Below are 14,954 nucleotides of genomic sequence, written 5' to 3' on the forward strand. Positions count from 1 at the left end.
GAGTGGCAAACGAGGACAAGCTCCGGGAATACCTCAAGTGGGTGACCGCGGACCTGCGGAAGGCCCACCGGCGCCTGCGCGAACTGGAGTCGGGCGAGCAGGAGCCGATCGCGATCGTCGGAATGGCCTGCCGCTACGCCGGGGGAGTGCGCTCACCGGAGGACCTGTGGCGGCTGCTGGCGGCCGGCGGCGACGCCGTCGGGGAGTTCCCGCACGACCGGGGCTGGGACACCGACGCCCTCTACGACCCCGACCCCGACCACCAGGGCACCTCCTACGCCAGGGAGGGCGGTTTCCTCGACGCGGCGGGCGACTTCGACGCGGACTTCTTCGGGATCTCGCCGCGTGAGGCGCTGGCGATGGACCCGCAGCAGCGGCTCCTGCTGGAGACGTCGTGGGAGGCGTTCGAGCGGGCCATGATCGACCCCGCCTCGGCGCGCGGCACCTCGGTCGGCGTGTTCGTCGGCAGCAACGGCCAGGACTACGCGTCGCTGCTGATGAGCGGCACCGAGGGCGTCGAGGGCTACCTCGGCACCGGCAACGCGGCCAGCGTCGTGTCCGGCCGCATCGCCTACGCGCTCGGCCTCGAAGGCCCGGCGGTCACCGTCGACACGGCGTGCTCGGCGTCGCTGGTGGCGCTGCACATGGCCGTCCAGTCGCTCCGGTCGGGGGAGAGCTCCCTCGCCCTGGCGGGCGGCGTCACGATCATGTCGACGCCGGTCGCCTTCATCGACTTCTCCCGGCAGCGTGGTCTCGCGCCCGACGGTCGCTGCAAGGCGTTCGCGAACGCGGCCGACGGCACCGGCTGGGGCGAGGGCGTCGGCATGCTGCTCGTCGAGCGCCTGTCGGACGCGCGGAAGAACGGCCACCCCGTGCTCGCCGTCATCCGCGGCACGGCCGTCAACCAGGACGGCGCCTCCTCCGGCCTGACCGCACCCAACGGCCCCGCGCAGCAGCGCGTCATCAGGGCCGCTCTGGAGAACGCCTCCCTCACCACCCAGGACGTGGACGTCGTCGAGGCGCACGGCACCGGCACCACGCTCGGCGACCCGATCGAGGCGCAGGCGCTCCTGTCGACCTACGGCCAGGACCGCGACCGCCCGCTGTGGCTCGGCTCGGTGAAGTCGAACCTCGGCCACACCCAGGCGGCGGCCGGCGTCGCGGGCGTCATCAAGATGGTGATGGCGCTGCGGAACGGCGTCCTGCCCAAGACCCTGCACGTCGACGAGCCGTCGTCGCACGTCGAGTGGGACGCGGGCGCCGTCTCGCTGCTGACCGAGGCGGTGCCGTGGCCCGCGGGCGACCGGCCGCGCCGGGCCGGGATCTCGTCGTTCGGCGTGAGCGGCACCAACGCCCACGCGATCATCGAGGAGACCCCCGCCGACGAGGACGCGGAAGAGATCGTGCCCGGCCCCCCGCCGCCGTCGGTCCCGTGGGTGCTCTCCGCCAAGACCGCTCAGGGTCTCGACGATCAGCTGGTACGTCTCCGCGCCCACGCCTCGCGCACTTCCGCGCCGGTCGCGGACGTGGGTCTCTCCCTCGCCACCACCCGCACCGCCATGGACCACCGGGCGGTGCTGATCGACGGCGCCGAGGTCGCGCGCGGCGTGACCGGTTCCGGCGACGGCCGCGTGGTCATGGTCTTCCCCGGCCAGGGCTCGCAGTGGACGGGGATGGCCGCCGACCTGCTCGACACCTCACCCGTCTTCGCGGCCCGGATGGCCGAGTGCGCCGAGGCCCTGGCGCCTCACATCGACTGGTCGCCGCTGGACGTGGTGCGCGACGGTTCGCTGGACGACGTCGAAGTGGTGCAGCCCGCGCTGTGGGCGGTGATGGTGTCGCTGGCCGAACTGTGGAAGTCCTACGGCGTGACACCGGCCGCAGTGATCGGTCATTCGCAGGGCGAGATCGCCGCCGCGTGTGTGGCCGGGGCGCTGACCTTGGCCGATGCGGCGGCGGTGGTGGTGCTGCGGGCGCGGGCGCTGCGTCCGCTGGCCGGGCGCGGCGGCATGATGTCGGTCGCGCTGCCCGCTTCCGCTTTGGAATTGGACGACCGGCTCAGCGTCGCCGTCGTCAACGGCCCCTCGTCGGTCGTGGTGTCCGGTGATGTCGAGGCGCTGGAGGAACTGCGGGATCGCATCGACGCCCGCACCCGGATCCTCCCGGTCGACTACGCCTCGCACTCGCACCACGTCGAGGAGATCCGCGAGGCCGTGCTGACCGCGCTGGCCGGGATCTCGCCGCGTGCCTCCGAGGTGCCGGTGTTCTCCACGGTGACGGCCGATTGGCTCGACACCTCCGTCATGACGGGGGAGTACTGGTACGAGAACCTGCGGCGGACCGTGCGGCTGGAGGAGTCGGTCCGAGCGCTGGCCGAGCAGGGCTACACCACGTTCGTCGAGGCCAGCCCGCATCCGGGGCTCATCGTCGGCATCGAGGAGACGCTCGAGAACGTCACCGTCGTCGGCACGCTGCGCCGCGACGAGGGCTCGCTCGCCCGGTTCCACACCTCGCTCGGCGAGGCCTGGGTCTCCGGCGTCGAGGTCGACTGGACGCCCGCCTTCGGCCGGGCCGCCACGACCGACCTGCCCACCTACGCCTTCCAGCGCACCCGGTTCTGGCCCACCTACGTCCCGCCGCTGATCGTCACGCCCGAGGAGCAGGTGTTCTGGTCGGCGGTCGAGGCCGGGGACCCGGCCGCCGTCGCCGCCGCCCTCGACGTGGCCGACGCCGCCGACATCGACGGGCTGGGCGGCACGCTCCCGGTGCTGTCGGCGTGGCGGCGGCGCCAGAAGAACGCCGACCCGGCCGACGACCTGCGCTACCGCGTGACGTGGAAGCCAGTGCCGCAGGTCAGGGAGGGATCGCTGACCGGCACCTGGCTCGTGGTGGTCGCCGGATCGGGTGAGCCCGAGATCGTGCGGGGGCTGGGCGACCGGGCCACGCGGGTAGTCACCGTCCCGATCAACGGGCTCTCGCGGGACGAACTCGCCGAGCGCCTGCCCACCGACGTCGCCGGGGTCGTCTCCCTGGTCGCCCTCGACGGGTCGCGCGACGGGATGGCCAGGACCGTGCTGCTCGTGCAGGCGCTCGGGGACGCCGGGATCGACGCGCCGCTCTGGTGCCTCACCCGGGGAGCCGTGGCCACCGGCCGGGGGGACATCGTCACCTCGCCCCTCCAGGCGCTCGTCTGGGGGCTCGGGCGCGTGGTCGCCCAGGAGCACCTCCAGCGCTGGGGCGGCGTGGCCGACCTGCCCGCCGAGATGGGCGAACGTGACTTCGACCGGCTCGTCGCGGTGCTCGGCGGGATCGGGGAAGAGGAAGTGGCCGTCCGCGAGGGCGGGGTCTTCGGGCGGCGGCTCTCGCGGGCGCCGTTCCAGGGCGGGGAGGTCGCTGAAGACGTACCGGCCGGAACGATTCTGATCACCGGCGGGACCGGCGCGCTCGGCGCGCACGTGGCCCGCTGGTACGCCGGACGCGGCGCCGACCACCTGCTGCTGGTCAGCCGGAGCGGCCCCGACGCGCCCGGCGCCGACGACCTGCGGCGCGAACTCACCGACCTCGGCGCCCGGGTCACCGTCGCGGCGTGCGACGTCTCCGACCGTGACGCGCTCGCCGCGCTGCTGGCCGAGCACCCGGTCAACGGGGTCGTGCACACCGCCGCGATCCTGGACGACGCCGTCGTCGAGGACCTAACCCCCGCCCAGATCGAACGGGTGCTGCGGGTCAAGGTCGACGCGGCCGTCAACCTGCACGAACTCGCCGGCGACGTGGAGAGCTTCATCCTGTTCTCCTCGTTCGCCGGGTCGTTCGGCGTGGCCGGGCAGGGCAACTACGCCCCCGGCAACGCCTTCCTCGACGCCCTGGCGCACCACCGCCGCGGCCTCGGGCTGCCCGCGCTGTCGGTCGGCTGGGGCCACTGGTCGGGCGGCGGGATGGCCGACCACGGGCTCGTCGAGGAGCAGATGAAGCGCCGGGGCGGCCGGTCGCTCGACCCCGCGACCGCGCTGACCATCCTCGGCCAGGCCCTCTCCGCCGACGAGACCTTCCTGGCCGTCGTCGAGATCGACTGGGACGGCCTCGCGCACATCTTCAGCTCCGCCCGCCCGCTGCCCGCCCTGTCCGATCTGCCGGAGATGCGGCGCATCCTCTCGCGCCCCGCCCCCGAGTCGGCGCCCGCCACGGGCGACCTTTCCGCGCTGGCGGACCTCCCGGCGGCGGAACGGCTCCGGCGGCTGCTCGCCGTCGTGCGCACCCACGTTGCCGGTGTCCTCGGGCACGCCTCCCCGGACGCGGTCGAGGCCGAGCGGGCGTTCAAGGAGCTCGGCTTCGACTCGCTCACCGCCGTCGAACTGCGCAACCGCCTCGGCGCCGTCACCGGCCTCCGCCTGCCGACCACGCTCGTCTTCGACTACCCGACCCCCGCGGCGCTGGCCCGGCACCTGAAGGACGAACTCTTCGGCGCCGACGACGTCGCGGCCCCAGTGGCCACGGTCGCGGTCGACACCGACGACCCGATCGTCATCGTGGGCATGGCCTGCCGCTTCCCCGGCGGCGTCTCCTCACCCGAGGACCTGTGGGCGCTGCTCGCCGGGGGACGCGACGGCATCGGCGACTTCCCGACCGACCGTGGCTGGGACCTCGACCGGTACACCGACCCCGACGGCTTCCGCCTCCAGGGCGGCTTCCTGTCCGACGCGGCCGGGTTCGACGCGGCGTTCTTCGGCATCTCGCCGCGTGAGGCGCTGGCGATGGACCCGCAGCAGCGGTTGCTGCTGGAGACCTCCTGGGAGGCGCTGGAGCGGGCCGGGATCGACCCGCTGGCGCTGAAGGGGTCGTCCACCGGCGTCTTCGCGGGCACCAACGGCCAGGACTACGCGACCCTGCTCGTCGGCTCCGGTGAGGACGTCGGCGGCTACCTCGGCACCGGCAACACCGCGTCGGTGCTGTCCGGGCGGGTGTCGTACACGCTCGGCCTGGAAGGTCCCGCCGTCACCGTCGACACCGCCTGTTCCTCGTCGCTCGTCGCGCTGCACATGGCCGCGCAGGCGCTCCGGCAGGGCGAGTGTTCGCTGGCGCTGGCGGGCGGCGTGACCGTGATGGCCACGCCGACCCTGTTCGCCGAGTTCTCCCTCCAGGGCGGGCTCGCCGCCGACGGCCGCTGCAAGGCGTTCGCCGAGCAGGCCGACGGGGCCGGGTTCTCCGACGGCGTCGGCATGCTCGTCGTCGAGCGCCTGTCCGACGCCCGCGCCCACGGCCACCCCGTGCTCGCGGTGGTCGCCGGTTCCGCCGTGAACCAGGACGGCGCCTCCAACGGCCTCACCGCCCCCAACGGCCCGTCGCAGCAGCGCGTGATCCGCCAGGCCCTCGCCTCGGCCGGTCTCACCGCCTCCCAGGTGGACGCCGTCGAAGCGCACGGCACCGGCACCCGCCTCGGCGACCCCATCGAGGCCCAGGCCCTGCTGTCGGCCTACGGCAAGGGCCGGGAGACGCCGCTGTGGCTCGGCTCGGTGAAGTCGAACATCGGCCACACCCAGGCCGCGGCCGGCGTGGCCGGTGTGATCAAGATGGTCCTGGCGATGCGCCACGGCCTCATCCCGCGCACCCTGCACGTCGACGCCCCCACCTCCCACGTCGACTGGGCGGGCGGCTCGGTGGTCCTGGCCACCGAACCGACCCCGTGGCCCGAGACGGGCGCCCCGCGCCGCGCGGGCATCTCGTCGTTCGGCATCTCCGGCACGAACGTCCACACGATCATCGAACAGGCCCCGGTGCGGGATTCGGTGAAGATCACCGACCCCGGATCGACCCCTAACCCGGGGGTCCCGGCGGCCTGGCTGGTCTCCGGTGCGAGCGAGGCCGCGCTGCGTGCCCAGGCGGCCGGTCTGAGCCGTCATCTGGCAGGTGAGCAGGGGTTCGACCCCCGTGATGTGGGGTTGTCCCTGGCCACCACGCGATCAAGTCTTGAGCATCGTGCAGTTGTCGTCGCCGGTGACCGGGATGGGTTGATGTCGGGTCTGGACGCGCTGGCCGAGGGGCGACCCGCCCCCGGCGTGGCGGAGGGTGTCGTACGGCCGGGAGGCCGGACGGCGTTCCTGTTCACGGGACAGGGAGCGCAGCGGACCGGGATGGGCCGCGAGCTCCACGCGGCGTTCCCGGCCTTCGCCGAAGCCTTCGACACGATCTGCGCCCGGCTCGGCGTGGCCGACGCCATCGCGACCGGTGAGCGGCTCGACGAGACCGAGGTGACGCAGCCGGCGTTGTTCGCCTTCGAGGTCGCCCTCTACCGGCTGGCCGAGTCGTGGGGCCTGCGCCCCGACTTCCTGGCCGGGCACTCCATCGGTGAGATCGCTGCCGCGCATGTGGCCGGGGTGCTGTCGCTCGACGACGCGTGCACCCTCGTCACGGCCCGGGGTGCGCTGATGCAGGCGCTTCCGGCCGGGGGCGCGATGGTCGCCATCCAGGCCGCACATACTGAAATTTCCGGAAATGTCGACATCGCCGCCGTCAACGGGCCGCAGTCGGTGGTCATCTCCGGGCCCGAGGACATCGTGGAGGCCGAGGCCGCGCGGTTCACCGCGATGGGCCGCAAGACCAAGCGCCTCACCGTTTCCCACGCCTTCCACTCCCGCCTGATGGACCCGATGCTGGCGGACTTCCGCCGGGTCGTCGAAGGTCTGACGTTCCACCAGCCGCAGATCCCGATCGTCTCCGGCCAGCTCGCCGATGTCGCCGACCCCGGCTACTGGGTCGACCATGTCCGGGAGGCGGTGCGGTTCGCCGAGGGGATCTCCTGGTTGGAGGCGGAAGGGGTCACCCGGTTCGTCGAGATCGGGCCCGAAGCGGTGCTGACCGCCATGGGGCAGGAGTGCGTCGAAGGTGAGCACGCCTGGATCCCGCTCGTGCGGGCCGCCGACGAGGTGGGCGCGTTCGTCGAGGGGGCCGGGCGGGTGCACGTGTCCGGTGGGACCGTCGCCTGGGCCGAGGTGTTCACGGGGGCCCGGACGGTCGACCTGCCGACCTATGCCTTCCAGCGGCGCCGCTACTGGCCCAAGCCGGCCGCGCTGCTGCTGGCCGAAGGCGGTCACCCGCTGGTCGGACCGGCGGTGCCGCTGGCCGACGGCGGGCTGCTGTTCAGCTCGCGCCTGGTGCCCGCGCTCCACCCGTGGCTGGCCGAGCACGTCGTCGGCGGCACGCCGATCCTGCCCGGCGCGGCGTTCGTCGAGATGGCCGTCCACGCCGCAGACCAGGTCGGATGTGGCCACGTCGAGGAACTGCTCATCGAGACGCCGCTGGCGCTGCCCGCGGCCGTGCGGATCCAGGTCGTCGTGGGCGAACCCGACGAATCGGGCCGCCGGAACCTGACCGTGCACTCCCGGGCCGACGACGCGCCCGCCGACCTGCCGTGGGTCCGCCACGTCAGCGCCACCCTCGCCGAGACCGGCGCCCCGGGCGAGCCGCTGACCACCCGGCCGCCGGACGGCGAAACCATCGACGTCGACGGGTTCTACGACACCCTCGCCGGCTTCGACTACGGGCCCGCCTTCCGGGGGCTGCGCAGTGCCTGGCGGCAGGGCGCCGACGTCTTCACCGAGGTCACCCTGCCCGAGGAGACCGACCCGGCCGGGTTCGGCATCCACCCGGCGCTGCTCGACGCCGCCGTCCACGGCACCTTCCTCACCGAGCTCTCCGTGACGGGCCTGCCGTTCTCCTGGACCGGCGTCACCCTGCACGCCACCTCGGCCACCGCGCTCCGCGTCAAGGTGACGCCCACCGGCGCCGACTCGGTCAGCCTCACGCTGGCCGACGCCGACGGACGGCCGGTCATGACCGTGGACGGGGTGCTGTCCCGCCCGATCCCCGCGCACACCGCGCCCTCGGTGAACGAGTCGCTGTTCCGGGTCGACTGGACCCCGATCGACCTGCCCGCCACCGACGGCCTGCCGGGTGACGTGGTCGTCGCCCGCGTCGAGCCCGGCCCGGTCGGTGAGGTCGCCGCCCGCACGCTGGAGCTGGTGCAGAGGTGGCTGGCCGACGACCGTCCGGGACGCCTGGCCGTGGTCACCGAGAACGCCCTGCCCGGCGATGTCGCGCTGAACGCCGCGTGGGGCCTGGTCAGGTCGGCGGAGTCGGAGAACCCCGGCCGGTTCGTCCTGATCGACACCGACGGCACCCCCTTCGACGCCGTCTTCGCCACCGACGAGTTCCAGGTCAAGCTCCGCGACGGCCGGGCCTACGCGCCCCGGCTGGTGCGCTCGATCTCCGGGCTGGTGCCGCCGGGCGACCTCTGGCGGCTGGACATCCCCGTGAAGGGGACCCTCGACGGGCTGGCCCTCACGCCCTACGAGGCGCCCGCTCTCGCGGCCGGTGAAGTTCGCGTCGGTGTACGAGCGGCCGGTCTCAACTTCCGCGACGTGCTCAACGCGCTCGGCATGTACCCCGGTGAGGCCGGGCTGCTGGGCGGCGAGGTCGCCGGTGTGGTGCTGGAAGCGGGCGAAGGCACGCCGTTCGCCGTCGGCGACCGGGTGTTCGGCATGGCGCAGGGCGGCTTCGGGCCGCAGGTCGTCACCGACGCGCGGCTGCTCGCGCCGGTTCCCTGCGGTTGGTCGTTCGCGACCGCCGCGTCGGTCCCGGTCGTCTTCCTCACCGCCCTGTACGCCCTCACCGACCTCGGCGGCCTCAAGCGCGGCGAGAAGGCCCTGATCCACGCCGCCGCCGGCGGGGTCGGCATGGCGGCCGTCCAGATCGCCAAGCACCTCGGGGCGGAGGTCTACGGCACCGCGTCCGAGTCGAAGCAGCACGTGCTCGAAGGGCTGGCCGGGGTCGCCAGCTCCCGCACGCTCGACTTCGCCGACGAGTTCCCCCAGGTGGACGTGGTTCTCAACGCGCTCGCCGGGGAGTTCGTCGACGCCTCGCTCGGGCTGCTGAACGAGGGCGGCCGGTTCCTGGAGATGGGCAAGACCGACGTCCGATCGGGCCAGGGCTACCGGGCCTTCGACCTGTCGGAGGCCGGGCCCGACCGGATCCGCGAGCTGCTCGTCGAACTCCTCGGACTGTTCGAGGCGGGCGCGCTGACCCCGCTGCCGCTGCGCAGCTGGGACGTCCGCCGGGCTCCTGACGCGTTCCGGTTCGTCTCCCAGGCCAGGCACATCGGCAAGGTCGTGCTCACCGTTCCCGAGCCGGTCGCCAAGAGCGGCACCGTCCTGATCACGGGAGGGTCCGGCGCTCTCGCCACTGTTCTGGCCGGACATCTGCTCGCCCAGGGCCACACCGACCTGCTGCTGGTCAGCCGGTCGGGCCGGGCCGGGCTTCAGTCCGACTTCGTGCGCACCGCCGCGTGTGACGTCTCCGACCGGGAGGCCCTGGCCGCCCTGCTCGCGGGCGAGACCCTCGCCGGGGTGATCCACACGGCCGGGGTGGTCCGCGACGGGACCATCGAGTCGCTCACCCCCGACGCCCTGGACGCCGTCCTGGCGCCCAAGGTCCAGGCCGCGCTCAACCTGCACGAGCTCGCCGGGGACGTGCCGCTGTTCGTGCTGTTCTCCTCCTCGGCCGCGACGTTCGGCTCGGCCGGGCAGGGCAACTACGCCGCCGCCAACACCGCGCTCGACGCCCTGGCCGCCCACCGGCGGTCGCTGGGACTCCAGGCTCACTCGCTGGCCTGGGGACTCTGGGCCGGAGGCGGCATGGGCGGCGAGCTCGACGACGCCGACCGGGAGCGCATCTCCCGGGGTGGCATGGCGCCGCTCACCCACGCCGAGGGTCTCGCGCTGTTCGACCTCGCGGTCTCGCTGGACGAGGCGCTGCAACTGCCGATGCACCTCTCGGTCGCTCCCGGCGCGGGGCCGGTGCCGCCGATTCTGCGGGCGCTGGTCCGGCAGCCGGTCCGGCGGGGGGTGGCCGCCTCTGCGGGTACCTCGTCGCTGGCCGGGCAGCTCGCCGCTCTCACCGGGGCCGAACGCGAACGGGCTCTGGTGGATCTGGTGCGGGGTCAGGCCGCGATCGTGCTGGGGCATGGGTCGGCGGAAGCCGTACCAGCACAGAAGGCTTTTAAAGAGCTCGGCTTCGACTCGCTGACCAGCGTGGAACTCCGCAACCGGCTCAACGTCGCCACCGGGGAGCGGCTGCCCGCGACCCTGGTGTTCGACTACCCGACCCCGTCCGCGCTGGCCGGGCACCTCGCCGACCGGCTGCTCGGCGCCGAGGCCGCCGTCGCCGCCCCCGTCGCCGCCGTTCTCGACGACGAGCCGATCGCGATCGTGGGCATGAGCTGCCGATACCCCGGTGGTGTACGGAACCCGGAAGACCTCTGGGACCTCGTCGCCGCCGGCGTCGACGGCATGGACGCCTTCCCCGCCGACCGAGGCTGGGACCTCGACGCCCTGAACGCCATGGTCGGCGAGGGCACCCGGTTCCGCGAGGGCGGCTTCGTGCACGACGCGACCCGCTTCGACGCCGACTTCTTCGGCATCTCGCCGCGCGAGGCGCTGGCGATGGACCCGCAGCAGCGGCTCCTGCTGGAGACCGCGTGGGAGGTCTTCGAGCGGGCGGGCATCGACCCGTCGTCGGTGCGCGGCGCCCAGATCGGCGTCTTCGCGGGCGCCGCTTCCTCCGCTTACGGCACGGGCCTGTACGACTCCTCCGGCGCCGACGGCTACCTGCTCACCGGCACCGCGACGAGCGTCGTGTCGGGCCGGGTCGCCTACGCCTTCGGGCTGGAGGGCCCGGCGGTCACCATCGACACGGCGTGCTCGTCGTCGCTGGTGGCGCTGCACCTGGCCGTGCAGGCGCTCCGGCAGGGCGAGTGCACGATGGCTTTGGCGGGTGGCGTGACCGTGATGGCGACGCCCGGCATGTTCATCGAGTTCTCCCGCCAGCAGGGCCTCGCCTCCGACGGCCGCTGCAAGCCCTTCGCCGCCGCGGCCGACGGCACCGGCTGGGCCGAAGGGGCCGGGATGCTCCTGGTCGAGCGCCTCTCCGACGCCCGGCGCAACGGCCACGAGGTCCTGGCGATCGTCCGGGGCTCCGCCGTCAACCAGGACGGTGCCTCCAACGGCCTCACCGCTCCGAATGGTCCGTCGCAGCAGCGGGTGATCCGCCAGGCGCTCGCCAACGCCCGCCTGACCACTGCCGACGTGGACGTGGTCGAGGCCCACGGAACGGGCACCCGCCTGGGCGACCCGATCGAGGCCCAGGCGTTGTTGGCCACGTACGGTCAGGACCGCGCCGAGCCGCTGCTGCTCGGCTCGATCAAGTCCAACATCGGGCACACGCAGGCGGCGGCGGGCGTGGCCGGCGTGATCAAGATGGTCATGGCCATGCGGCACGGGGTCGTCCCCGAGAGCCTCCACATCGACGAACCCTCCCCCCACGTCGACTGGACCGAAGGCGCCGTCGCCCTCCTCACCGAACCGATCGCGTGGCCCGCGACGGGCCGCCCCCGCCGCGCGGCGGTGAGCTCCTTCGGGATCAGCGGCACCAACGTCCACACGGTCCTGGAACAGGCACCGGAGGCTGTCCAGGCGCCGAGCACCCCGAACCCCCGCGCTGGAGCAAATGCCGAAATGTCGGGCGAAAAGCGCCCGACCACCACCAAGCCGGGCACGCGAACCATGGGCACAAGCACGGCGGACGCGAGCACGGCGCTTGCGGGCACGTCAGCCGGGGGCGCGAACGCCGCAGGTCCGGCGATCGCGGGCAAGGAAGCCGGTGGTGCGGGCTCCGGGGATGGTTCGGATCGGCGGTCGCCGGTCTTGTGGCCCGTGTCCGGGAAGAACGCTGCCGCTCTTGCGGCGCAGGTCGGGGCGCTTCGGGACCATCTTGTCCGCAATCCGGAAATTTCGGTTGATGGGGTCGCGGTCACGCTGACCCGGGCCCGTGCCGACCTTGAACACCGCACCGTCGTCATCGGTCATGACCGTGACGAGTTGGTCGCCGGGCTGGGCACCGCCCCGATCAGCGGCGTCGTGCGGCCCGATGGGAAGGTGGCGTTCCTGTTCACCGGGCAGGGCGCGCAGCGGGCGAACATGGGCCGCGAGCTCTACGACGCCTACCCCGCCTTCGCCGAGGCCCACGACGCCGTGACGGCGAAGCTGGACATCGGTGACGACCTGAGCCAGACGGGCAACGCCCAGCCCGCCGTCTTCGCCTTCGAGGTCGCCCTCTTCCGGCTCTTCGAGTCGTGGGGTGTGCGGCCCGATGTCGTCGCCGGGCACTCCATCGGTGAGATCGCCGCAGCTCACTGCGCGGGAATCCTCTCGCTCGACGACGCCTGCGCGCTGATCTCCGCCCGTGCCTCGCTGATGCAGGCGCTTCCGGCCGGTGGGGCGATGATCGCCATACAGGCCGCGCCGGGCGAAATTTCGCCGGATGTCGATATCGCCGCCGTCAACGGCCCCAACGCCGTCGTCATCTCCGGCGCCGAGGCCGCCGTGGAAACCGAGGCGGCGCGGTTCAAGAAGAAGCGTCGCAAGACCAAGCGCCTCGACGTCAGCCACGCCTTCCACTCCCGCCTGATGGACCCGATGCTCGAGGACTTCCGGCGGGTCGCCGAAGGGGTCACGTACAGGGAAGCGGTCATCGCCTTCGACGGCGGCCGGGACGCCGACTACTGGACCGCCCACGTGCGGGACACCGTCAGGTTCCACGACACCGTCACGCGGCTGGAGTCGCAGGGTGTGACGGTGTTCGTCGAGATCGGGCCCGACGCGGTGCTGACCGCGATGGCCGCCGACTGCGTCACGGTGACCGACGAGCCCGCGCTGCTGATCCCGGCCACCAGAGCCGACCGCGGCGAGGTCGAGACGGTGCTGACCGCCGCCGCCTGGCTGCACGTCCACGGCACCCCGGTCTCCTGGCCGATCCCCGAGGCGGCCCCGGTCGCTCTGCCGACCTACGCCTTCCAGCGCCGTCACTACTGGCCCGAGGCCCCGGCCCTGCCGGTCGCCGACCCCGTCGACGCCGCGTTCTGGGACGCCGTCGAGCGCGAAGACCTGGAGAGCCTGGCCACCACGCTCGACGTCGAGGGCGACGCCCTCGCGGGGCTGGTGCCGGTGCTGTCGTCGTGGCGGCGGCGCCGCTCCGAGCGGACGGCCGTCGACGGCTGGCGCTACCGGATCGACTGGAAGCCGGTCGCCGACCGGCGGGCCGAGCTGACCGGCACCTGGCTGGTCGTCGTCCCGGACGCCGGGCACGACCTGGCCGTCCAGGCCGCCGACGCGCTCGGCGCCCACGGCGCCCAGGTGCTCACCATCCCGGTCGACACCCTGACCGCCACCCGTGAAAGCCTCGCGGCGCTGGTCGCGGACGTGCCCGGCCCGCTGGGCGTGCTGTCCCTGCTGGCGCTGGACACCCGCATCCTGCCGGGCCACGAGGCCACCACGGCCGGGCTCGCGGCCACCTCGGCGCTGCTCCAGGCCCTCGGTGACGCCGGGGTCGGGGCGCCGTTGTGGGCGGCGACGTCGGGGGCGTACACGACCGAGCCCGAGCAGGCGATGGTCTGGGGGCTCGGCCGGGTCGCCGCGCTGGAGCACCCCGACCGCTGGGGCGGCCTGATCGACCTGCCCGCCGCGCTCGACGACACCGCCAAGTCCCGCCTGGTCGCCGCCCTCACGGGCGAGGAGGACCAGCTCACCCTGACCGCCGACGGCCTGCGCGCCGCCCGCCTGGCGCACGCCGCGCCGGGCGTGCCGTGGACGCCGTCGGGCACCGTGCTCGTCACCGGCGGCACCGGCGCGCTGGGCGGCCACGTCGCCCGCTGGCTCGCCGCCAACGGGGCCGAGCGTCTGGTGCTGGTCGGCCGCCGGGGCTTGGAGACGCCCGTGGCCGAAGAGCTCAGAGCCAGCGGGGCCGAGGTCACCTTCGCCGCCTGCGACGTCGCCGACCGCGACCAGCTCGCCGCGCTCCTCGGCACGGTCAGGGTCGACGCGGTCGTCCACGCGGCCGGTGTGCTCGACGACGGCGTGCTCGACGCGATGACCCCGGCCCGCTACGAGACCGTGCTGCGGGCCAAGGCGCTGGCCGCCCGGAACCTGCGCGACCTGCTGCCCGGCCTGGAGACGTTCGTGATGTTCTCCTCGATCGCCGGCACCCTGGGCGCCGCCGGCCAGGGCAACTACGCCGCCGCCAACGCCTACCTCGACGCGCTCGCCCAGAGCATCGGGGCGACGTCCATCGCCTGGGGCCCGTGGGCCGAAGGCGGCATGGCCGCCGCCGACGGCACCGAGAACCGCGCCAGAAGGGGCGGCCTGCCCCCGATGGCGCCCGGTTCGGCCGTGACCGCCATGAACGCCGGGGTCGGGATGGTCGCCGACGTCGTCTGGGAGCGGTTCGCGCCCGGATACGCCGCGATCCGTCCGGGCCGCCTGATCGCCGACCTGCCCGAGGTCCGGCCGGTTCTGGAGGCCCTCGCGGGCCAGACGACCGGCGCCAACTCCCCGGCCGCGGCCGTGGCCGCGCGTCTGGCGGGGGCGTCGCAGGAAGACCGCGACAAGATCCTGCTGGAGACCGTCAGGGCCCACGTCGCGGCCGTGCTCGGCCACGACGGGCACGAGAGCGTCGAGCCGGGGCGTCCGTTCAAGGACTTCGGGTTCACCTCGCTGACCGCCGTCGAGTTCCGCAACGTGCTCGGCGCGGCCACCGGGCTGCGGCTGCCCGCCACCCTCGTCTACGACTACCCGACCCCCCGGGCGCTGGCCCGCTACCTGGGCATGGAACTGCCCCGGGAACGCGACCCGCTCCTCACCGAGATCGACCGGCTGGAGCGCGCGCTCACCGGCGCGGAGGCCGACGACGGCACCCGCGACGAGGTCACCGCCCGCCTCCAGGCACTCCTGGCCCGCTGGTCGGGCCCGCAGGACACCGGGGACGACGTCGCCGAGCGCCTCAGGGACGCCTCACGGGACGAGCTCTTCGACTTCATCGACAACGAGCTGTAAAACTCCTAAGGCCAGGTG

Annotated in this window: 1 protein-coding gene; it reads left to right on the forward strand. The window is 73.6% G+C overall.

The genetic code is table 11. The features are described 5' to 3' along the window. Positions 1–2: 2 nt before the first annotated feature. Positions 3–14,936, forward strand: coding sequence for a type I polyketide synthase (locus ACYQ78_RS06005; RefSeq protein ID WP_459799660.1), 14,934 nt, complete (start codon positions 3–5; stop codon positions 14,934–14,936). The last annotated feature ends 18 nt before the right edge of the window (positions 14,937–14,954 follow it).

Source organism: Herbidospora sp. RD11066, assembly GCF_054661255.1.